Source organism: Acetobacter fabarum (assembly GCF_040702925.2).
GTDB classification, from domain to species: Bacteria; Pseudomonadota; Alphaproteobacteria; order Acetobacterales; family Acetobacteraceae; genus Acetobacter; species Acetobacter fabarum_B.
In genome coordinates this window covers 65,658-85,943 of the sequence record NZ_JBFCXX020000010.1, presented here as the reverse complement: position 1 = coordinate 85,943, position 20,286 = coordinate 65,658, and the positions used below count along the sequence as shown (strand labels likewise).

At 58.4% G+C, this 20,286-nt stretch carries 17 protein-coding genes and 1 pseudogene; 7 read left to right on the top strand and 11 right to left on the bottom strand.

The features are described from left to right. Positions 1–59: 59 nt before the first annotated feature. From AB2L51_RS09200 to AB2L51_RS09185, 4 genes and pseudogenes are all read left to right on the top strand, one after another. Positions 60–823 (top strand): IS5 family transposase gene (locus AB2L51_RS09200; RefSeq protein ID WP_395581011.1). Its coding sequence is split into 2 segments (ribosomal slippage): positions 60–393 and positions 393–823, totalling 765 coding nucleotides; the frame shifts between segments, so codons are not numbered across the junction. Positions 824–965: 142 nt separating this feature from the next. Next, positions 966–1,607 (top strand): hypothetical protein, encoded by a 642-nt coding sequence (locus AB2L51_RS09195; RefSeq protein WP_395581012.1) that lies wholly within the window; start codon positions 966–968, stop codon positions 1,605–1,607. Between the two features lie 63 nt (positions 1,608–1,670). Further along, positions 1,671–2,622, top strand: a pseudogene (locus tag AB2L51_RS09190) (IS481 family transposase). A 129-nt stretch (positions 2,623–2,751) separates the two neighbouring features. Then, entirely contained in the window at positions 2,752–3,396 is a 645-nt protein-coding gene (locus AB2L51_RS09185; protein WP_395581013.1) for a hypothetical protein, read from the top strand. A gap of 10 nt (positions 3,397–3,406) precedes the next feature. Here AB2L51_RS09185 and AB2L51_RS09180 read toward each other — a convergent pair whose 3' ends face one another. The 6 genes from AB2L51_RS09180 to AB2L51_RS09155 all read right to left on the bottom strand — a co-directional run bounded on the left by AB2L51_RS09180 (position 3,407) and on the right by AB2L51_RS09155 (position 10,536). Then, positions 3,407–4,690, bottom strand: a complete 1,284-nt coding sequence (locus AB2L51_RS09180) for an NAD(P)/FAD-dependent oxidoreductase (protein ID WP_395581014.1) — start codon at positions 4,688–4,690, stop codon at positions 3,407–3,409. Between the two features lie 119 nt (positions 4,691–4,809). Continuing rightward, the gene (locus AB2L51_RS09175) at positions 4,810–5,871 is read right to left on the bottom strand and encodes a WD40 repeat domain-containing protein (protein WP_395581015.1); all 1,062 of its coding nucleotides are present in this window, start codon (positions 5,869–5,871) and stop codon (positions 4,810–4,812) included. Next, positions 5,868–6,875: a CobW family GTP-binding protein gene (locus AB2L51_RS09170; RefSeq protein WP_395581016.1), complete on the bottom strand. Its 1,008-nt coding sequence runs from the start codon at positions 6,873–6,875 to the stop codon at positions 5,868–5,870. Before AB2L51_RS09170 ends, AB2L51_RS09175 begins: the two co-directional genes overlap by 4 nt. Positions 6,876–6,991: 116 nt before the next feature. Then, positions 6,992–8,368: a chloride channel protein gene (locus AB2L51_RS09165; RefSeq protein WP_395581017.1), complete on the bottom strand. Its 1,377-nt coding sequence runs from the start codon at positions 8,366–8,368 to the stop codon at positions 6,992–6,994. 96 nt (positions 8,369–8,464) lie between these two features. After that, on the bottom strand, positions 8,465–9,421 hold the full coding sequence (locus AB2L51_RS09160; RefSeq protein ID WP_395581018.1) for a cation diffusion facilitator family transporter: 957 nt from the start codon (positions 9,419–9,421) through the stop codon (positions 8,465–8,467). A gap of 20 nt (positions 9,422–9,441) precedes the next feature. Next, positions 9,442–10,536, bottom strand: coding sequence for a cation diffusion facilitator family transporter (locus AB2L51_RS09155; protein ID WP_395581019.1), 1,095 nt, complete (start codon positions 10,534–10,536; stop codon positions 9,442–9,444). A gap of 210 nt (positions 10,537–10,746) precedes the next feature. Between AB2L51_RS09155 and AB2L51_RS09150 the strand changes: the two genes are divergently transcribed. Next, on the top strand, positions 10,747–12,399 hold the full coding sequence (locus AB2L51_RS09150) for an NAD(P)/FAD-dependent oxidoreductase (protein ID WP_395581020.1): 1,653 nt from the start codon (positions 10,747–10,749) through the stop codon (positions 12,397–12,399). Between the two features lie 25 nt (positions 12,400–12,424). On the opposite strand, the gene AB2L51_RS09145 is transcribed toward AB2L51_RS09150, so the two are convergent. Beyond that, positions 12,425–13,213 carry an alpha/beta fold hydrolase gene (locus tag AB2L51_RS09145; RefSeq protein ID WP_395581021.1) on the bottom strand — a complete coding sequence of 263 codons (789 nt, stop codon included), beginning with the start codon at positions 13,211–13,213 and terminating at the stop codon, positions 12,425–12,427. Between the two features lie 170 nt (positions 13,214–13,383). Between AB2L51_RS09145 and AB2L51_RS09140 the strand changes: the two genes are divergently transcribed. Next, complete coding sequence (locus AB2L51_RS09140) at positions 13,384–14,193, top strand: universal stress protein (protein ID WP_395581022.1); 810 nt, start codon at positions 13,384–13,386, stop codon at positions 14,191–14,193. A gap of 32 nt (positions 14,194–14,225) precedes the next feature. Here the strand turns inward: AB2L51_RS09140 and AB2L51_RS09135 are convergent, their stop codons facing one another. The 3 genes from AB2L51_RS09135 to AB2L51_RS09125 all read right to left on the bottom strand — a co-directional run bounded on the left by AB2L51_RS09135 (position 14,226) and on the right by AB2L51_RS09125 (position 19,112). Continuing rightward, the gene (locus tag AB2L51_RS09135; RefSeq protein WP_395581023.1) at positions 14,226–16,184 is read right to left on the bottom strand and encodes an OPT family oligopeptide transporter; all 1,959 of its coding nucleotides are present in this window, start codon (positions 16,182–16,184) and stop codon (positions 14,226–14,228) included. Positions 16,185–16,352: 168 nt separating this feature from the next. Beyond that, positions 16,353–18,212 carry an alginate export family protein gene (locus AB2L51_RS09130; RefSeq protein ID WP_395581024.1) on the bottom strand — a complete coding sequence of 620 codons (1,860 nt, stop codon included), beginning with the start codon at positions 18,210–18,212 and terminating at the stop codon, positions 16,353–16,355. Positions 18,213–18,428: 216 nt separating this feature from the next. Beyond that, positions 18,429–19,112: a hypothetical protein gene (locus AB2L51_RS09125; RefSeq protein WP_400921619.1), complete on the bottom strand. Its 684-nt coding sequence runs from the start codon at positions 19,110–19,112 to the stop codon at positions 18,429–18,431. A 78-nt stretch (positions 19,113–19,190) separates the two neighbouring features. Between AB2L51_RS09125 and AB2L51_RS09120 the strand changes: the two genes are divergently transcribed. Beyond that, positions 19,191–19,418, top strand: coding sequence for a DUF3126 family protein (locus AB2L51_RS09120; RefSeq protein ID WP_166111106.1), 228 nt, complete (start codon positions 19,191–19,193; stop codon positions 19,416–19,418). Positions 19,419–19,492: 74 nt separating this feature from the next. Here AB2L51_RS09120 and AB2L51_RS09115 read toward each other — a convergent pair whose 3' ends face one another. Beyond that, the gene (locus AB2L51_RS09115) at positions 19,493–20,113 is read right to left on the bottom strand and encodes a DUF2939 domain-containing protein (RefSeq protein ID WP_395581026.1); all 621 of its coding nucleotides are present in this window, start codon (positions 20,111–20,113) and stop codon (positions 19,493–19,495) included. Positions 20,114–20,286: the final 173 nt, after the last annotated feature.

Here is a 20,286-nt window from a genome sequence, read left to right as displayed (position 1 = left end):
AATTTATTGAACTGAGCGAGAGGTTGTGATTCACAGGCTTACCGATGGAGGGTGGGCCTGTGAGTGATGTGTTTATGCTGTCTGAGAGCCAGATGAAGCGGATTGAGCCGTTTTTCCCTCTGGCGCACGGAGTGCCACGCGTGGATGACCGACGTGTTCTGAGCGGGATCGTTTATGTCATCCGTAACGGTCTTCAGTGGAAAGACGCTCCGAAAGCGTATGGTCCGCACAAGACTTTATACAATCGCTTTATCCGGTGGAGCCGTCTGGGTGTCTTTGACAGGATTTTTGTTGCCCTGACAGAACAGGCTGGCCGTTCGAAGCGTCTGATGATCGATGCAACACACCTCAAGGCACACCGGACATCGGCGGCCCTGCTCAAAAAGGGGCTTTTCCCCGCCATATCGGACGGACAAAAGGCGGCCTGAACTCAAAACTTCATGCCGTGTGCGATGATCAGGGCCGACCTGTCCGCCTTCATCTGACTGCGGGACAGGTCAGTGATTTCAAAGGGGCTGATGTTCTGCTGGCGGACCTGCCGGATGAGACAGAGGAAGTCATCGGTGATCGGGGATACGACAGCAATAAAATCAGACAGTCTCTCGCAGACCGGAACATCTCCGCTTGTATTCCATCAAAGAAGAACAGGAAATCAAAGCCACCTTACAATTGGCATCTGTATAAGAAGCGCCACCTCATCGAAAACATGTTCGCAAAGCTGAAAGACTGGCGACGTGTTGCGACCCGATATGACCGCGGCACTCATACCTTCATGTCCGCAATCCACATCGCAGCAAGCGTCATCTTCTGGCTCAAAGAATGAGTCCTGAGCCTAGACAATAATTTCGAGGCAAACGAGGCAGGAGAAATACTATCTTTAACAAAGAGTTTTGAGAACTCTGCCAGAGATGCGTACAGCGAACCACAAGGAATACAAAAAATGATAACCAATAAGAGTTTAACAGATGCCGAAAGAGCAAAAAATGACGCAAAATAATAATGCCAAACGAATATTTTTTACCTTACTTCCCATGTTACTGCTGAGTGGCTGCGTGCACCCCGCGCCACCCAAAATACCATTCAACAGTGCTGAAGTCGCATGGGCTCAAAAACCGGGTCGTGCTACCATTAAAGGATGCGTCAGTGGTGGCGAATTTACAAAATATTATACTTACCAAGTACCTGATGGAAACTATGACTCTTACCCAATAGAAAGTTCATATCGTGAAAATTCGTCCAGAAATTTCACAATAGACCTCCTCCCTGAAAGTGACTATATGTGGATGCTCGCACAAAAAATGGAGCAATATTATTTATTAAATAGCTATCATACATTAAATGATTCCCGATGGGTTGAACCTTCGGTTATTCCTTTTATTCCTCATATTTCTTGTCCTGCAGATGGGCCCGATATTTGTACATCGAGAGGGCATTTTATTTTCAATAATCTTCCTGCAGGAAATTGGTATATAGTAGCTGGATATAATGCGACAAAAGAAGATAACGCTGTGGCAGTTACCGTGCAAAAAATAACCACTATTGAGGGGCAGACTGTTCCTTATGTGTCATGGGTAGGGGCGCGCAGTATTAAGAAATGTTCGCCATAGTCTATGGTGTTTAGTCCCGGGTTTTGATGGTGCATTATTCAGTCAGGAATGGAGGGATGCACTGTGGGACAGATTTTACACGGGAGCGCCCGCACGACAGAGGACGGTCCGTCGAGCGATACACGATAATTAAGAGAGCCTGAGGGTTCTGGCCAGGCGTTATGGGATCAACCCGAAGACGGTTGCGAAGTGGAAGAAGCGCACTGCGGTCGGTGATTTGCCGACCGGCCCCAAAGACGCGCATTCGACGGTGCTGAGCATTGAGGATGAGGCGATCATCGTTGCTTTCCGCCGTCACACGCTGCTGCCGCTGAACGATTGCCTCTACGCGCTCCAGGCGACGATCCCGCACCTGACGCGATCATCCCTGCATCGCTGCCTGCAACGACACGGGATCAGCCGACTACCCGAGGTGACGGGAGACAAAAAAACCCAAGCGCAAGTTCAAGGCTTACCCGATTGGCTATTTTCACATTGATATTGCTGAAGTGCAGACTGCGCAGGGTAAGCTGCGCCTGTTTGTCGCGATAGACCGCACGAGCAAATTCACCTTTGTCGAACTGCACCGAGAAGCCGGAAAGATGATTGCCGCAGGTTTTCTGCGGAACCTGATCGCAGCAGTCCCTTATGCCATCCACACGGTTCTGACCGATAACGGCATCCAGTTCACCAATCAGGCACGGCATCAATACGCCTTCCACCATATCTTTGATCGGGTGTGCGATGAAAACGGTATCGAGCATCGTCTGACAAAGGTGAAGCATCCATGGACCAACGATCAGGTCGAACGGATGAACCGCACGATCAAGGAGGCAACAGTCAAGCGCTTCTATTATGAAACACATGACCAGTTGCGTCAGCACCTCGCGGACTTCGTCATGGCCTACAATTTCGCCCGAAGGCTCAAGACGCTACGCGGTCTCACTCCATACGAATTCATTTGCCAGCAGTGGGAAAAGAACCATCACGGTTCATACATAATCCGCACCATCAAAGCCCGGGACTAAACAACTAGACAATGATTTCGAGGCAAACGAGGCAGGAGAAATACTATCTTTAACAAAGAGTTTTGAGAACTCTGCCAGAGATGCGTACAGCGAACCACAAGGGATACAAAAAATGATAACCAATAAGAGTTTAACAGATGCCGAAAGAGCAAAAAATGACGCAAAATAATAATGCCAAACGAATATTTTTTACCTTACTTCCCATGTTACTGCTGAGTGGCTGCGTGCACCCCGCGCCACCCAAAATACCATTCAACAGTGCTGAAGTCGCATGGGCTCAAAAACCCGGGCATGCGACCATCAAAGGATGTGTCAGTGGTGCCGAATTTACAAAATATTATTCTTATCAAGTACCTGACGGAAACTATGACTCTTATCCAATAGAAAGTTCTTTTAGAGAAACACCGCAAAAAAATTTTACAATAGATCTTCTTCCAGAGAGTGAGTATATGCGCATTCTGGCGAAGAAAATGGAAGTATATAATCTTCGTGTTAATGATTATAAAAACGTAAATGACCCTCGCTGGGTTGTTCCATCAGTGTTGCCTTTCATCCCTCATTTTACCTGTCCTATGGCTGGTCCCAGCATTTGTCCATCGGTTGCTCACTTTGTCTTTTCTAATCTTCCAGCAGGGAACTGGTACATTGTAGCTGCATATAATTCCACGCCAGAAGCGAGAGGAAATGCTGTAAATATACAAAAAATCACGACAGTAGAAGGTAAGACAGTTTCTTATGTGTCATGGGAGGGGGCACGTAGTATCAAGAAATGTTCGCCATAGTCTATGGTGTTTAGTCCATGCGTACGGAGGGGCGCACAAAACCGTCCAGCCAGTCCGTAAAGCAGGCAATGGCGCCACGGAAGGGGCCATGCAGTTCAAACTGATGCTGCCTGTAAAGGGCCATATGCCCAAGGCGTGCGCTCAGGCCATTTAAAAATCCGCCGCCAAAGGTCTTGCCATCGGCAAATGCGCCCCAGCCGTTATAGTCTCCAAGGGCGACAATGGCTCCCCGGTTACGGAAATGGAAGTCCGGAACAGGATTTTTGTTAAAGATGTAGCCCGGCAGGTGGCGGGCCAGATGGTGGGCCTGCTGGCGGGCCACCTGTGCCGTGGGGGCTACTGGCGCATCCTTGATAAAGGAGCAGTCCCCCAGAGCAAACACATGCTCGTCCACCGTGCTTTGCAGATTGGCCTGCACGGTAAGCTGCCCGCCACGCTGGTAATCCAGCCCGTCCATATCCCGCGTGACATCCGGCGCTTTAACGCCTGCGGCCCAGACGCGGAACTGCGCGTTAACACGGTTGCCATCCTTAAGTATAAACCCGCTTTCGTCCGCGCCGCTGACCATGGTGTTGGTGCGGACGGCAATGTTCAGGGCTTCAAGCTGCTTCTGGGCCGCGTCCGAGACATTCTGCGGGAAGGCGGGTAGAATGCGCGGCCCGGCTTCCAGCAGGGTTACGCGCATTTCCGGCGTGACCGGGGTAAAGTTGTACAATGCGCCAATGTCGAGCGCCTTGTGCAGTTCCGCGGCCAGCTGCACACCGGTTGCCCCACCGCCAACAATGGCGATATCGACCGGCGTGCCACGGCCATAGGCCTGAATAATGGCATGGCGGAAGCGTTCGTTAAAATGATTGGCCTCAACCACGTTGTCGAGGAACATGCAGTGTTCCACCACACCGGGGGTGCCAAAGTCATTGGCGCGGCTGCCAATGGCGAACACCACGGCATCGTAATCCAGATGCCGTTCTTCAAGCAGTAACTGGTTGTTTTCTTCCATCAGCGGGGCAAGGGTGATGCGCCTGTTGGCCCGGTCCAGATGCGCAATCTCGCCATAACAGAAGCGGAAACCGTGAGCCGCTGCGTGGGAGACAAACGTAATCCGGTCGTTTTCGTTCCGGGCGGTTCCAGCGGCAAAGCAGTGGAGCATGGGTTTCCACACATGGCTGAAGCCTTTGTCCACCAGCGTGATTTCCAGCCTGCCGGAGCGGCCGAGAGTGTTGCCCAGACGGGTCGCCAGGGCCAGACCGGCAACGCCTCCACCAATAATCACGAGCCGGAACCTGTTTGTCATATCATTCCTGTCCTCTGCCTCCCCCTTTTGGCCTGAGGGGGAGGCTGTTTTGCGGTATGTTATCTGTCTGTGCCACGGCACAGCGTGGCGGGCGGTGGCAGGGAGTGGTTTTGCCCGGCTCAGGCCGCGCTGGACAGGTCCAGCAGCCCGATCACACCATCTTCAGTGCCAAAGCCCAGTGTGCAGCCATCCGGGCTGTAAGCCAGCGCGGTAACAGCGCCAGCCTGCCCCAAGGAGACAGGAAGAACGCGCTGGGTCGTGGGCTCTATCATCACAACCGTGCCATTGGCAAAGCCCGCAGCTACAACGTCCTGCGAGGGGTGGAAGGCAACGCGGGTGCACAATGCGCCCCCTGCGCCGGGGAGCTCTGTCGGGGGTTTGCCCATGGGGCCGCCGCCAAAGAACGGCCACATCACCACAACGTCCGCACCACTGGTGGCCAGCCATTTGCCATTGCTGGAAAAAGACATGGAGCGCACCTTGGTCGGGTAGCCACTCATGCGGATGTTGTGCCCGTCTGCCAGCCGCCAGCCGTGCAGGTCGTTTTCCTGCATGGCGGTTACAACTGCATCCCCATTCGGGTGCATGGCAATGCCCAGATGGCTGCCTTTCCATTCCAGCAGCCGGGCACTGCCATCCTTGGACTGGGTGAACCACAGCGACACACCATTATAGTGCGATGCGGCAAGGCGCTTGCCCTTGGGGTCAAACGCAATGCCGCCAACGGTGGTGGGGTGTTCAAACGTGCGGATAATTGTGCGGCCCGTAGCGTCGCGCAGTTCCACATTTTTGCCCGATGCCGCAGCGATCAGGCTGCTTTTGTCGCTGACAAAGGTGGTAATGTGCTCTACCCAGCGGCGGGTTTTGGCCAGTTCTTCAATTTCGCCCGCAGGGTCAAGGCGGCACAGACGGCCATCATCCCCGCCGGTTAAAAAACTGTCTGCCAGCGTATCGGGGGAGAGGGCCAGCACCGGCCCGTCATGCACCGCGTAGGTTGCCCACGCATTGGGGGTCGTCAGGTCATGCCGGTGGGCGACCATCACATCCCCTTCACCCGTAGTAAAGGCGAACCGGCTGGAATCGCGCGAGGCAACGCAGCCCGTAATTTCTCCCTCGACCTGCCGGAAGGCACCACGCTTTTCAATCAGCCCGCGCAGAAGGGTTTCTGGGGTCGCGCTCATGCTGCAATACAGCTTTCAAGCCCACGGCGGAGCTGTGGCCTGTTCAGGTTGCGGCCAATAAAGACCAGACGGCTCTCCCGGGTTTCGCCATCCTTCCATGGGCCAATGGCGTTGCCATCGGCCATCATGTGCACGGCCTGAAACGCAAAGCGCTCGGGCTGGCCTGCAAAGTCCAGAATACCTTTGGTACGCAGCATGTCTGCCCCTTTTTCCTGCAACAGGGCACTGATCCATGCCTGAAAACGCCCCGCATCCAAGGGCTGCCTGACCTGAAGGGACACGCTGGAAATGTCTTCCTCATGGTGGTGTTCGGGATGTTCAAGAAAATCAGGCGTGTTTTCCAGTACACGGGCCAGATCAAACCCGCCACGGTCCAGTACATCGGTCAGACGCACAGTGCCCTTTTGGGCGTGGTGGATGGGGGCCGAGGCATTAATCTTGCGAATGGCGGCCTCAATCTGGGCAATCTGGCCTGCATCCACCAGATCAGTCTTGTTGAGGATAATCACATCGGCAAAGGCCACCTGCTCGCGCGCTTCGGGGCTTTCGGCCAGCGTGCTCAGAAAGTTAAAGGCATCCACGACCGTCACAACCGCGTCCAGTTTTGCTTTTTCGCGCACGTCTTCATCGGCAAAAAAGGTCTGGGCCACGGGGGCGGGGGCGGCAAGGCCGGTGGTTTCCACAATAATGCCGTCAAACTTGCCGCGGCGCTTCATCAACCCGTTCAGAATACGGATCAGATCGCCCCGTACGGTGCAGCAGATGCAGCCGTTGTTCATTTCGAACACTTCTTCATCCGCGTCCACAACCAGATCGTTGTCTACGCCCAGTTCGCCAAATTCGTTAATGACCACGGCGTATTTGCGCCCGTGTTCGGCGGTCAGGATATGGTTGAGCAAGGTGGTTTTGCCCGCGCCCAGAAAGCCGGTCAGCACCGTAACGGGCACACGGGTATCGGGCGTGCTTGTGGCAGCATTTTCCGGCGCGAGGGATGCGTCAGACATAGGGTAAGCCTCCAATTCAACAATCGTGCTTTTCATATAGGACGCCAGATTATGAGAAACCAGAGAGGCACGGCCCGGCCGCGCCATAATCGGAGCTTCCGTGGCGTGTAAAAAGCCTAGTTTGCGTGTGTGTCCGTGGTGTTTGTAAGGGACTGGGGTTTTTGTTTGGGGGCGGCAGAACGCAGGAACCGCACGGCTAGCGCGCCGTAAAGGGCATGGCTGCACAATGCGCGTGAAACCCCAAAGGCCAAAAAGGCACTGGCCATAAGCGCCAGCGTGATCTGCTGGTTATCGCACATTTCCATCACAATAACGGTTGCGGTCAGGGGGGACTGGGTGACCGCGGCAAAGTAGGCCACCGTGCCCAGCAGCACTACGGCACCGGGCGTGGTGTGGGGCAGAAAATGCGCGATCCACCCGCCCATGCCCGCCCCGACAGAGAGCGAAGGCGCAAACAGCCCACCGGGGATACCCGAACAGTAGGAAATAAGGGTGGCCAGCAGCTTGAACAAAAAGAACGAGGCCGGGTACTGGTCGGAGCCCATAATAATGTCACGGGCCTGCATGTAGCCCGTGCCATAGGTCATGCCGCCGCAAAGCAGGCCGATTATGGCCAGCGCCAGCCCGCACAACGCGGCGAACAGAACGGGGCGCAGGCTGATAAACCGCCCGAATGCCCCCGGAATCCCGCGGGAAATACGGACCAGAAGGGCCGAGAACATGCCCCCGCACAGCCCCCCCACAACTCCGCAGACCACCACGGCCAGCCAGCTTGCCCCAACCGGCACGGCGGAATAGGTGTGGCCGAAATAGGTGTAGTTCCCCACAAGGGCAATGGCGGTTACGCCGGAAACAACCACGCAGGTCAGCATGGTGCCGCTGGTGCGCTGCTCAAAGGAGTGGGCTAGTTCTTCTATGCCAAACACAATGCCAGCAAGTGGGGTATTAAAGGCGGCCGCTACCCCGGCAGCCCCGCCAGCCTTGATCAGGGCGCGCTGCTTGGTCACATCGGTCAGGCCAGCAAGGCGGCCCACCGTGTGCATGATGGACGCCCCCACCTGTACGGTTGGCCCTTCACGTCCGATGGAGGCGCCACTGAGCAAGCCAAGGCAGGTCAGGCAGATTTTGGCCAGTGCAATCCGCAGGGCCAGAACCTTGTCCACAATGGTCATGTCATGCAGGTGCATGCAGGCAATGGCCTGCGGAATACCGCTGCCCTGCGCGCCGCGGAACCATGTGCGGGTCAGCCAGGTGGAAAGGGCCAGCCCCAGCGGGGTCACCAGCAGCATCAGCCAGGGGTTGATGTGCACAAGAATGGTGCGCACATGTGCCGCCTTGTCCGCCAGCCCGGCGAAGGCCACGGCAACCACACCAACCAGAACCGCCCCCGACCAGTACATAAACTTGCGCCGCCAGCTTACGGTGCCAGCCTTGGCGTGTTCACGCAGATGGCGCAGGGACTCTGCGGTGGGTATCACGCTCGCGGAGGGCATGAGGCATCTCTTGCACAAAAGAAAAAAGATGCGACACAGTTTAACATTTCATGCGGCAGAAGAAAGACATTACCGTCTTTTATGACGGTTTTCTGTTTATTTTTCTGCTGAAGAACCGAAGCTGGCGGGGGATATCCCTGTGGGTGGTATGTTCAGGACCGTATTATCGTGCTTGGCGCAGGTTTCCGGTTCTATGTGAATATGGACCAGCGTGCTGCCCATATGCGCGCGCAGGGCGAGTTCAATGCGGTCACATATGTCATGCGCGGCCTTTACGCTCATGGTGCCTGGTACAACCAGATGGAACTCAAGGAATGTCATGGCCCCCACAATGCGGGTGCGGATATCATGCGCCTGAATGGCTCCATGCCCGTTAGCCGTAATAATTGCGCCGATTTCGCCCAGTGTCTGGGCGTCCGGGGCCTCGTCCATCAGCCCGGCAATGGAGTCCCGCATGACTTCCCAGCCAACCCGCAGCACGTTCAGGGCCACCAGCCCGGCCAGAACCGCATCCAGTTGTGGCCAGCCCAGCAGGGGGATCAGCGCAACACCGGCCACAAGGGCCACACCCGTCCACACATCGGACAGCACATGCTGCCCCCCGGCAATAAGGGCGGGGGAATGGCGGGCCTGCCCGGCACGGAGCATGATCAGCCCCCAGCCCAGATTAACGCAGGTTGCCGCCCCATTCAGCAGCAGGCCGTTCCATGGTGCCAGTGCGGGGTGGGGGTTCAGCCAGCCTTCCACGGCCTCGCGCCCGATAACAAATGCGGTAATGACCACCAGCGTTCCCTCGGCCACGGCGGACAGGTATTCCGCCTTGTAGTGGCCATAGGTGTGGTTGTGGTCCGCCGGGCGCTCTGCAACGCTTAACGCCCATAGCCCCCCTGCGGCGGCGACCACGTTGATAATGGTTTCTATGGCATCTGCATGCAGGGCAACGCTGCCGCTTACGGCAAAGGCTGTGTATTTGAGCCCCAGTGCCACAAGGCTGACAAACAGGCTGACAACGGCAAGGCCCCGGTTGCTTCTGGGGAGCGGGAGTTCGGGCATAGGTTCTTGTTTGTCTGGTGTTAGACGGTGTGCGGGTCAGACAGATGGCACGTGGGGCCGTAATCCTGTGTTTCCATCTGCACGGTGGGGTGAGCAATGCCAAAGCGCTTGCGCAGGGTGGTGACAAGTGTGTCGAGCAGGTGGCTATCGCTTTGCGCATCAGCAGCGTTTGTGCTGCGGACCAGATGCACGGTCAGGGCGGTTTCGGTCGTGCTTATGGGCCAGATGTGCAGGTCATGCAGGTCCGCAACGCCGGGGGTGTTGCGCAGAAAGCTTTCCACTGCACTGGGGTCCACCTCACGCGGGACCGCATCCAGCGCCATATCCAGCGAATCCCGCAGAAGGGACCATGTGCTCAGGACCACCACAACGGAAATGGCAAGGCTTATGGCGGGGTCTATCCATGCAACATGGGTCAGCAGCACCAGCCCCCCGGCAATAACCACGGCAAGGGATGTCAGGGCATCGGCCATGAGGTGCAAAAAGGCCCCGCGAATGTTCAGATCCCCTTTCTGTCCGGCGGCAAACAGCATGGCGGAGGCACCGTTTACCACAATGCCAATGCCTGCAACCACCATCATGGTCATGCCCGCAACCGGGGTGGGGTGCATCAGGCGGTGGATGGCCTCCCACGCAACGCCGCCAGTGACCAGCATGAGAATGATTGCATTGGCCAGTGCGGCCAGAATGGAGGAGCGGCGCAACCCATAGGTAAAGCGCACGGTCGGGCTTTTGCGGGAGAGGTACTCGGCCAGCCACGCGGCGGCCAGTGCGAGCACGTCTGAGAGATTATGTCCCGCATCGGCAATGAGCGAGAGCGAATGGGCATAAACACCCCATACCGCCTCGGCCACCAGATAAAGCGAGTTAACGGCAATTCCTACGGCAAAAGCCGTGCCAAAGGAGGTGGGTGTGTGCACGTGGTGGTGGCCAAATCCGTGCTTGTGCGTGCAGGCTGCCCCGTTATCTTCATGCTCATGCTCATGCTCATGCTCATGCTCATGCTCATGCTCATGCTCATGCTCATGCTCATGCGTGCAGGGCGAGGGGCCGGTATGGCCTGCGCAGCCCGAATGGTCCGTATGGTCATGCGTTGGCATGTCTGTGGCTGGCATGTCTGTGGCTGCTTTCATTCACACAAGGGGCCGTGGGGTGGCGCTATTTCAGGGTTGTCGCTTTATCTAGGGTGGGTTGCCGCGGAATGGAAGTGGAATATCCTCCACCGATTGCACGGCAGGCGTTGCACGCCCAAGCTGTTCCAGAATAGGGAAGGAGCCAGAGGATCGTTTTGCCTCATTTGCAATTATACTGGATGAACACGCCCCATGCTCCGTCTGACTGAACTGCGGCTACCGCTGGACCACCCGCCCGAGGCACTCCGGCAGGCGATCTGTGAGCGGTTGGGCATTGGTGCGGATGCGCTGGAACACTATACCGTGTTCAAGCGTGGGCATGATGCACGCCGCCGCTCTGCCATATGGCTTGTGTACACGCTGGATTGCGCCGTGCGGGACGAGGCAGATGTGCTGGCCCGTTACCGGAGCGCGCATCCCGGCAACACCCACGTACAATTCGCGCCGGACATGGCCTGGCATGCGCCCATTACCAATGGCGCAGCCCTTGCCGCGGCGGAAGGGTATAAACGCCCCATTATTATCGGGGCCGGGCCATGCGGGTTTATGGCGGCCCTGATTCTGGCCCGCATGGGGTTGCGGCCCCTGCTGCTTGAGCGCGGCAAGGTTGTGCGTGAACGTACGGTGGACACGTTTGCCCTGTGGCGTCACTCGGTGCTGACCCCGGAGAGCAACGTCCAGTTTGGTGAGGGCGGGGCGGGTACTTTTTCCGACGGTAAACTCTACAGTCAGGTGCGGGACCCGCGCTTTCTGGGCCGCAAGGTGCTGGAGGAGTTTGTAAAGGCCGGTGCTCCGGAGGATATCCTGTATCTGGCGCACCCCCATATTGGCACGTTCCGGCTGGTGTCCATGGTGGAGCACATCCGTCAGGAGGTGGAGCAGGCCGGTGGAGAATACCGCTTCGGGGCCAGGGTGGATGACCTGCTGCTCAACGCATCCACCCGCAAGGTGGAAGGGGTACGCCTTTCCAGCGGGGAGGTGATTGCAGCAGACCATGTTGTGCTGGCCGTGGGCCACAGTGCGCGCGATACGTTTGCCATGCTGCAAAAACAGGGTGTGAGCATGCAGGCCAAACCCTTTTCCATGGGGGTGCGGATCGAGCACCCGCAATCGGTTATTGATACGGCCCAGTTTGGCCCCAGCGCAGGCAATGAGCAGTTGGGGGCTGCCGAGTACAGGCTGGTCCACCACGCAGCCAATGGGCGGGGCGTGTATTCCTTCTGCATGTGTCCCGGCGGTACGGTCGTGGCGGCAACATCGGAGGAAGGGCAGGTCGTTACCAACGGCATGAGCCAGTATTCCCGTGCCGAACGGAACGCCAATTCGGGCATGGTGGTGGAACTGCGCCCCGGTGAGGACTACCCGGATGACCCGCTGGCAGGTATTGCCTACCAGCGCCACTGGGAGCGGCAGGCATTTCTGGCTGGAGGCGGGGATTACCGCGCTCCTGCCCAGCGTGTGGGGGATTTTCTGGCCGGTCGTCCTTCCACCGCGCTGGGGGATGTGGTGCCCTCCTACAAGCCGGGTGTCACGCCAGCGGACCTGTCCACCTGCCTGCCGGATTTTGTGGTGGAGGCCCTGCGGGAAGCCCTGCCCCGGTTCGAGCGCAAACTACGCGGCTTTACCATGGATGATGCGGTCATGACCGGGGTGGAAACCCGCACGTCCTCCCCTATCCGCGTGCCACGGGGGGAGGATGGCCAGTCCATCAACACACCCGGCCTTTACCCTGCGGGGGAAGGGGCAGGGTATGCCGGGGGGATCCTCTCCGCCGCTATGGACGGTATTCGCATGGCCGAGGCCGTTGCGCAGGATATGGCTGGCCTGCCGGTTACTCTGGCGTAAGGGCGTATCCCGCGTGTGCGGGGCTTTAGGGAATATTGGCCAGAAACTCTTCCACCAGTTCGGTAAAGCGCTGGGGGGCATCGGCATGGACCCAGTGGCCCGCACCGCGAATGCTCTCCAGCCGGTAGTTGGGAAAAAGTGCCCGCATGGCCGGGTAGTTATCCGGGCTGATATAGGGAGAGTTTTCCCCGCGAATGAACAGGGTTGGCCCCTCATAGCGTAAGTCCGGGGCAAGCTGGGGCCAGCCCATGATGTCGGGCATGGCGGCCAGAATATCGGGCAGGCCAATGGCCCAGCCGGGGTTATCCCCCTGCCGTATGTTCTGCGCCATAAGCTGGCGTACCGCATCACTCGCAATATAGGGGCGCAGCAGGTCGTTGGCACCGTGCAGGTCCAGATATGGGGGGAATTGCAGCCTGTCCAGAGTGTCGGGCAGGTCCAGCCGGTCAAACCCGCCCTGTGCGGGGGCTATGTCCACCACAATCAGGGCGCGTATGGCGGTCGGGTAGGTCAGGGCTGCCATCATGGCGGTTTTGCCTCCCATGGAATGGCCGAGCATAATGGCGGGGCTGGCGTGGAGGTGCTCCATTGTGTCCAGCACATCCTGCGCCATGGTGGGGTAGCTCATGGGGCCGTGGGGGCTGTTGCCGTGGTTACGCAGGTCCATGGCCAGCGTACGCCGGGTTGTGGCCAGCTTGCGCTGCACAAAACCCAGATTGCGCGCCCGGCCAAACAGGCCATGCAGCAGCACAACCGGCAGGGTTTTTTCGGGCGTTGGGTGTTCGGGGCCGCGCTCGCTCACGTTTAGCAACACTGTTCTGCTCTTTCCTCTGCTCTGGCGCGTATGGCGCATGGTGGGGCAGTTTTGCCCAGCTTTGCCGCTGAATGCGAGGGGCAGGGGCCCGTTTTTTCTTCACCTTCCAGAGAGAGGGCAGGTGTGCCACAGTCAGGCCCGTAATTTATGGTGTGCGAGGGGGGGAGTGCATGCAACGGTGCCTTGTTATTCTCAGCCAACTGGACCAGACCGAGGTTTTGCTGAGTATGGCAGCGCAGGCGCTCACCCGTATTCGGGGGATGCAGCGGATTGATGTGCTGGCCGCGCGGGAACCTCCGGAGCAGATTCTGGGGCGTATGGGGTTTTCCGATACACAGGCCCAGACCCTGCGGGCCAGACAGCGCGAATGGGCCGATGCCCTGCATACCCGCTTCCAGCAATGGCTGGCGCAGGAATATGGCACTCCCGCAGACCGGCTGGGCAAGGTGGAGGTCAACTGGCTGGACCCCGAAATTACGGTGGACCGCATTATTGCAGGGTACGGCAAGGACGCCGACCTGCTGATTCTGGGCTTCCCCGATAACCGGGACAGCGCCCAAAAGCATGTGGCCACCCGTGCCGCCATTTTTGAATCCGGTCGCCCCGTTCTGTTTGTGCCCCCATTCTGGTCGCAGGCCAGCGGGGACCGCATTTTCATGGCATGGAAAGACACCCCCGCCTGCCGCCGCGCGTTCTTTGCTGCCCGCTCCTTTGTGGGGGCAGCAAAGGCGGTTGAGGTGGCCGTGTCCGCCAGTGACCCGCTGCCGCTGGATATTCTGCCCGGAGTAAGCGTAACCCAGCAGCCTGTTGCGGATAGCCGCAATGTGGGAGAAACCCTGCTGGACATGGCCGGAACCTTCCGCGCCGACATGCTGGTGCTCGGAGGGTACCAGCATAACATGGTCTATAGTCGGCTTATGGGCAGTGTGACCGACTATATTCTGGCCACCCCCCGTGTGCCGGTGCTTTTACAGCACTGACAGCCTTGTGGGCTGGCCATCTGGCAGGGAGGTCAGGGTGCGCGGAGTGTTTTGTGCGCAAAGGCCCAGCACAATGCGCCAAAACCCAGCGTGCCCAGAATGGCGGGTACGTTCTGGGGCACAAAGGCTGCAAGGGAAAAAGCATTATCCCGTCCCGTGGCGCCGGAAAGAACCGCCAGTAACACCCCGGTCAGGCTTTCCCCCACAATAAAGCCAGATGCCAGCATGGTGCCGGTGGAACCACCCTCCGGGCTGCTCTGGCCGGTGGTGCTGGTGGCCTGTCGGTTACGGCTGATCCGCTTGAGCACCCATCCCAGTATGGCCCCGCAGGCCAGTGTCAGGCTGACGGAGGCTGGCAGGTACAGGCCCACGGCCACACCCAGCGGCGGGAGAGCCTGCCCCCGGCGGCGCAGGCCAAGGTCGAGCACGACCAGCCCCACCCCAAGTGCTATGCCGGTGCAAAGCATGCTCCAGTCCAGTGAATGGGTAAAAATACCTTTGGCGATCAGTGTGATCAGGGCAGGTTGGGGGGCAGACAGGGCATGGGCCGGGTCCATGCCGGGGCGGGGCATGGCGCCAGTAAACCCGTACGCCTGATACAGCAGGTTGAGAACGGGCGGGATAACCGCAGCCCCAACAAGGCAACCCGCTATAAGTGCGACTTCCTGCTTCCACGGGGTGGCCCCTACAAGCTGGCCGGTCTTGAGGTCTTGCAGGTTGTCGTTGGAAATGGCGATGGTAGCGGTAATGGCCGACAGGAGCAGGATGGTAAACGCTGTGGCCAGTTTCTGGCCATCCGCCATCATGGCGTCAGGTGTCAGGCCCAGAGCCTCAAGCGCCAGAATCATCAGCGCGCACAAGACTGCGCCAATAATGATAATGCCTGAAATGGGGGAGGAGGATGACCCCACAATACCGGCCATGTACCCGCAGGCTGCGGCCATGACAAAGCCGAATACAACGCAGAATACCACAGCCACGCCAACAATAGGCCAGAACCCGTGCGCCACGGGGGCCAGAAAGGCGGCAAAAAAACCAGCCAATAGCAGCATGGACCCCACCATAAGCCCCCCCATGGTGCGGACGGAAAGGTCCTTGTCTGTTGTGGCAGTCAGGCCCGTTGTACGTTGCAGCATGGTGCGTATGCCCCGCAGCACGGGGGGCATGAGCTCGATCAGGGTCCAGAGGGAGGCAATGGCAATGGTGCCAGCCCCCACAAAGCGGACCTTGTGCAGCCATATGTCCTGCGCAAACTGGGCGGGAGGCAGGTGCGCGGGGTTGGGTAACAGGCTGGTCAGCCAGGGCACGCCCACGCCCCATGCCAGTATGCAGCCTGTCAGCATGGCCATGCCCCCGCTCAGACCAACCAGATACCCCGCCCCGATCAGCGCGGGGGAAAACGCGGCACTAAGCTGGAATACGGCACTCCCCGCACTTGCGGTCAGGTTAAGCCCATCGCCCAGCAGGCGCAGGCCACCACTGCAAAACGAAAAAACAGAGGCCATGACCCCGCCGCTGATCAATGCCTGCAGGCCGCGCTGGTTGCTTCTGTCTGCCCCTGCGCGCAGGATTTCGGCCGCGGCCACACCTTCGGGGTAGGGCAGGCTACTTTGTGTTACCAGCGCGCGCCGGAGCGGGATGGTGAACAGTACCCCCAGCACCCCGCCGGCAAAGGACAGCCCCGCCGTCTGCCAGAAGGGAAAATGCGTCCAGAACCCGGCAATAATCAGCCCCGGAAAGGTCGCAAACACGCAGGACAGGGTGCCCGCGGCCGAAGCCTGACTTTGCACCATGTTGTTTTCCAGCAAGGTGCCCCCGCCCATAAGGCGCAGCACGGCCATGGAAATAACCGCAGCAGGTATGGATGAGGCAAATGTCAGCCCGATCCGCAGGCCCAGATACACATTGGATGCGGTAAATACGATGGTAATAAGCGCGCCAAGCAGTAGACCACGGAGTGTGAGTTCCCGTTGGGGGTTCGGGCTGGTCATGCGTCCTGTCTCTCCCGGAGGGTCATGGAGGTTGCGCCATCCATCATGCGGGTGGTCAGGCGTTCCCTCGCGTACGGTCTAAGGGCGGAGGGTTTGCGGGCAGGCCGCAATCCTCCGCTCTTTTGTGCACATACGATGCTCACCGGGATTTGTCTGCCCCAAAGCGGGTCAGAAGGTCAGTTCAATGTTGCTTTGTACAAACGCGCCAGATGTAGCTCCGGCATTGGTCATGGTGTGCGAGGCAAAAATGTATTCTCCGTCAATGCCAAGCGTAATGTGGCGTGTGGCCCGCCAGGTAAAGCTGGCCTGTGGCATGGTGGCTGTGTAGGCCCCGTGCGGGCGATAGGCGTAAAAGGCGGTGCCGCTGGCATAAATGGCATCCTGTCGGCTGTTGCGCCACACGGCGGGCACCTTGAGCAGTAAGGTGGTGTTGGGCGTGGGAGCGATGGTGGCAATGGGGCCTACGTCGATCAGGTTCGACTGACCGATATAGGTGCTTATATCCAGATAGTAGGCGCTGGGTATGTAGGGGGACATGAAGCTGCCCCAGGAACTGTTCTGGTCTTTGTGCATATTCCCGCCAGAGATACTGTCCACCTGTATGCCAATGGCAGGATGGCCGGGCCATTTTGCAAATCGCCAGGAGAGCGTGGCATCAATGGCATAGGCGGAAACAGGGCGTGTTGGTCCGTTTTTGGCCGCGCGGAACTCACCCCCCTGCCACATGGCGCCGACCGAAAATTCCAGCGGGCCAGCATTGCCCCATATGCGTGTGCCCGGCGTGTCGCGGTGGGTGGAGCCCGCAATGGAGCCACCCTCCAGAGTGGGCAGGGCACTTTTGGAGAGAATGAACCCCAGATAGAAAGTATCCACAAACACCTGACTGTTGCGCCCCAGAAACTTGAAGCTGGGTACCGCATAGGATGTATAGGCTCCGAACAGACGCGAGTTCCACCCGACCTGATCGTGGAACATGGCCGAAGGCGCAGTGTTGGTCAGGGTCAGGTAAAACCCGTCTATGCGGAAGTTTTTCCAGAACGCATAGCCCCGCAGGCCATTCCATGAATAGGGCAGGGAAGGGTACACGCTCCCTCCAGTAAAGTAGGGCGGCGCATCCAGAAAGGTCATGCGTCCTGCCATGCCGCCCACGGTGGCGTTAAGCACCTTGCCGCGCACTTCCACAAAGGCCTGTTGCACATCCAGCCGGCTGCGCCAGCGGCCTCCGGCATAGCCATAGTAATTGACCCCCGCCGCCTGACCGCTCATCAACTCCCCATACAGGCGGACATGTTCGCCCAGATGCAGGTCCGCGCCCGTATTCCAGCGGAAGTTGTTGCGGTAGGAAGGCTCTTTTTTGGTCGAGCCAAATCCTGCGCGCTGGTCATAAAAATTGTGTTGCCGGAAGTTGCCGCTCAGTGACAGGTAAATATCGCCTTCCGTGTTGAACGGAATGTATTTGAGCACGTCCATGGGGTCCAGCCGGTTGCGTTTGTCGCGCAGGTTCGACCAGTCTTCCGCCCAGCGGGAGACGGCATAATACCCTACGGTGCCAAAGCCTGCGGCTGCTCCGGTATTGGTGTTGAACACGCCCCACGGTCCCTGATGCAGCAGTGCTGTTGGCAGGGGCTTGAGTTCAAGCGACTGGGGCTGGCCGTAGGCTTCTGGGCGGCTGCTCAGGGGAGGGAGCAGTCGGCTGTTATCCCAAAAACTGGACTGGGGGGGCGTGGATGCAGGGGGGGTAATCGTAACAATGCGCGCTCCCGTAACATGCGCAGGGGCAGTGACGGTGGTGGTGGCCACCGTCGTGTCTGGCTGCGTGTCCGGCTGTGTGTGCGGCATATGGAGATATGCGGCATTAGGCGCGGTTTCGGCCCGGATGGGGGCTGCCCATAGGCAGAGCAGGGCCGAGCCAGAGGCCAGAAGCCCGGTACGCAGCGCCAGAGAAGGCGTGTAACCGCGCAGACCGGGCGAGGGGTGGCGTGCTGTGCCGGTCGGTTTTGGAGCGGTGTGGCTGGTGATTACGGTCATGGGCCGAGGTCACTTCTTGTTATTTTTATCAGGTCCGGTAATTCATTCAAATAATGAATTACTTATATTACCATTATTGCTATAAATGCGCTCATGTCATATCGCATTTGCGTGTGCTGCATTGCTTATACGGAATGCAGCGCTATTTTTCGATAAAAATTAAAAAAATCTGGTTAACAAATCAGTGTTTTTCAAAAATGTTAGAAAAAATTCAACTCAGGCGGACGGAGTCCTGCGCTGGAGTGTGTGCAGGCAGGTTTGCGCGCGCGTAGCCAGACGGATGTCATGGACTGTGGTCACGGCCTGTTCGGCCTGTCTGCGCCATGTGGTGGACATGCCCGTGGGCGAGCAGATGTTTCTGGTACTGCCAGTTGCGGCCGCATTGGGCCCGGTCGCGCTCAGCACCATTGCAGGCTGGCGGGGGAGCAGGCGTTGCAGCGTGTGCTCCAGTGTCCGGGCCGTACGGGCGTCGGTCTGTGGCAGAACGGTAGCCACAATGCGGGCGGCTTCCGGCCTGCCCTGTGCCAGAGCCTGCATCACATCGTCCCACCCATGGGGGCGGGAGAGTGCTGTTGCCGTCTGGGCCACGCCATCATGCGTTGCCATGTACAGCACATGATCCGTTCTGTCGCTCTGTATGGTCGGTGGCAGGGGCCTGTCCTGCGTGGCCATAACACACAGCCCGGCGGACAGGCTGATCAGCAGAGCGGACAAAAGAGGGCGCAGTGCTCGCACGATGTAGGTATCTCCCTTGATGAGAGAGACAGTTGCATGGTGGAAAGTGGCGCGGGCATGGCAAGGGCGTGGCACATCTGCCAAAGGTTGCCCCGCCCGAGCGGGATGGCCTATAGGGTGCGGAACAGATCGGAAGGCGCGCACGCCGGGTTTATGGTCGTTCACCTTTGGCGGGATGATCGGATACGCCCCGTGCCCTGTTTTTCCTGATGCGTGATTTGGCTCGACTAAGGAATGAATGACATGAGCGCTTCTCTTTCTGCTTCAGAGATCACCCGCCTCCAGAGCGCGCTGCGCCGCCTGCTGGGTTCACCTGAACTGACTGTAAACCCAGCCCCGCGTGCAGGTATGTCGGTCGAACTGGCCGTAAAGGGCGAAGTTATCGGCACCGTCCATCGTGATGATGAAGATGGTGATGTCAGCTACGCCATAAATATGGTGGTGCTGGAAGAAGACCTGCCCCGCGCCTGAACTGTAGCGACAGCAAAAAGCCAGTCCGCCGCAAGGGAGGACTGGCTTTTTTGTGGGTTCCGCTCCGCCTGTTTTCAGGTGTTGGAAGGCGTGGCCGATGCCTGCATGATGGGAGCGCGTCGCACGGGCAATTCCACGTTGGTAATTTTCCACTTCCAGCCTTGAATACGCAATTCAACCCGCAGGGGTGTTTCGTGCTCATGGCCGGGCAGGGGGAGTTCCATAACAAACTGGTTCAGCCGGTTGAAATGGACCGAAGCCCGTGTGGCCAGAGATGCAAAGGACGGCGTACCGGACTGCGCCGAAGACGCTGCGGTGGGCAGGGCCTCATCCAGCAATGTGCCAAGGTTGGCCTGCGTGACCGTGGTATCCACTGCGTTGGATACGGCTGTCGTGGCAAAGGATGACCCAAAATCAGGCAGTTCATCCGCTGCGGGCTGGATGTTCAGGTGCAGGCCAGCCAGTGTCTGCCGTTTGAGCGAGGCATCAAGCGCACCCCAGTTGATCATCCGGCCAAGGGCTGCGGCATCGTGGCGTTGCAGGTCGGTGGCGACAGACCACAACGTGACAAAAGGGGAGGCCAGATACAGGCCAAACGATGCAGCCGCCGTGGCAACACACACCCGGCGCGCGGTCTGGCGGCGGGGCAGACTGGCTGGCCGGACTGCGGGTCCGGGCTGGGTGAAGGTTGTCATGTTACACATTCCTCATATGCGTTTGATGCAATTCTTATAAACCAGATACCATCTTCTAACCAGATAATAATGTGTGTGGTTCCCTGTGTTATTACAAAAATGTGACCTTTGTTGCTCAGTGTCTGGGGCATTCATAACGCGTAAGGGGGAGCATATGCCCCGGACTACTCAGG

What these genes read in the sequence shown, in the direction of transcription:
- AB2L51_RS09195 (WP_395581012.1), top strand. Translation starts at nt 966, where the DNA reads ATGCCGAAAGAGCAAAAAATGACGCAAAATAATAATGCCAAACGAATA.
- AB2L51_RS09185 (WP_395581013.1), top strand. Translation starts at nt 2,752, where the DNA reads ATGCCGAAAGAGCAAAAAATGACGCAAAATAATAATGCCAAACGAATA.
- AB2L51_RS09180 (WP_395581014.1), bottom strand. Translation starts at nt 4,690, where the DNA reads ATGACAAACAGGTTCCGGCTCGTGATTATTGGTGGAGGCGTTGCCGGT.
- AB2L51_RS09175 (WP_395581015.1), bottom strand. Translation starts at nt 5,871, where the DNA reads ATGAGCGCGACCCCAGAAACCCTTCTGCGCGGGCTGATTGAAAAGCGT.
- AB2L51_RS09170 (WP_395581016.1), bottom strand. Translation starts at nt 6,875, where the DNA reads ATGTCTGACGCATCCCTCGCGCCGGAAAATGCTGCCACAAGCACGCCC.
- AB2L51_RS09165 (WP_395581017.1), bottom strand. Translation starts at nt 8,368, where the DNA reads ATGCCCTCCGCGAGCGTGATACCCACCGCAGAGTCCCTGCGCCATCTG.
- AB2L51_RS09160 (WP_395581018.1), bottom strand. Translation starts at nt 9,421, where the DNA reads ATGCCCGAACTCCCGCTCCCCAGAAGCAACCGGGGCCTTGCCGTTGTC.
- AB2L51_RS09155 (WP_395581019.1), bottom strand. Translation starts at nt 10,536, where the DNA reads ATGCCAGCCACAGACATGCCAACGCATGACCATACGGACCATTCGGGC.
- AB2L51_RS09150 (WP_395581020.1), top strand. Translation starts at nt 10,747, where the DNA reads ATGCTCCGTCTGACTGAACTGCGGCTACCGCTGGACCACCCGCCCGAG.
- AB2L51_RS09140 (WP_395581022.1), top strand. Translation starts at nt 13,384, where the DNA reads ATGCAACGGTGCCTTGTTATTCTCAGCCAACTGGACCAGACCGAGGTT.
- AB2L51_RS09135 (WP_395581023.1), bottom strand. Translation starts at nt 16,184, where the DNA reads ATGACCAGCCCGAACCCCCAACGGGAACTCACACTCCGTGGTCTACTG.
- AB2L51_RS09130 (WP_395581024.1), bottom strand. Translation starts at nt 18,212, where the DNA reads ATGACCGTAATCACCAGCCACACCGCTCCAAAACCGACCGGCACAGCA.
- AB2L51_RS09120 (WP_166111106.1), top strand. Translation starts at nt 19,191, where the DNA reads ATGAGCGCTTCTCTTTCTGCTTCAGAGATCACCCGCCTCCAGAGCGCG.
- AB2L51_RS09115 (WP_395581026.1), bottom strand. Translation starts at nt 20,113, where the DNA reads ATGACAACCTTCACCCAGCCCGGACCCGCAGTCCGGCCAGCCAGTCTG.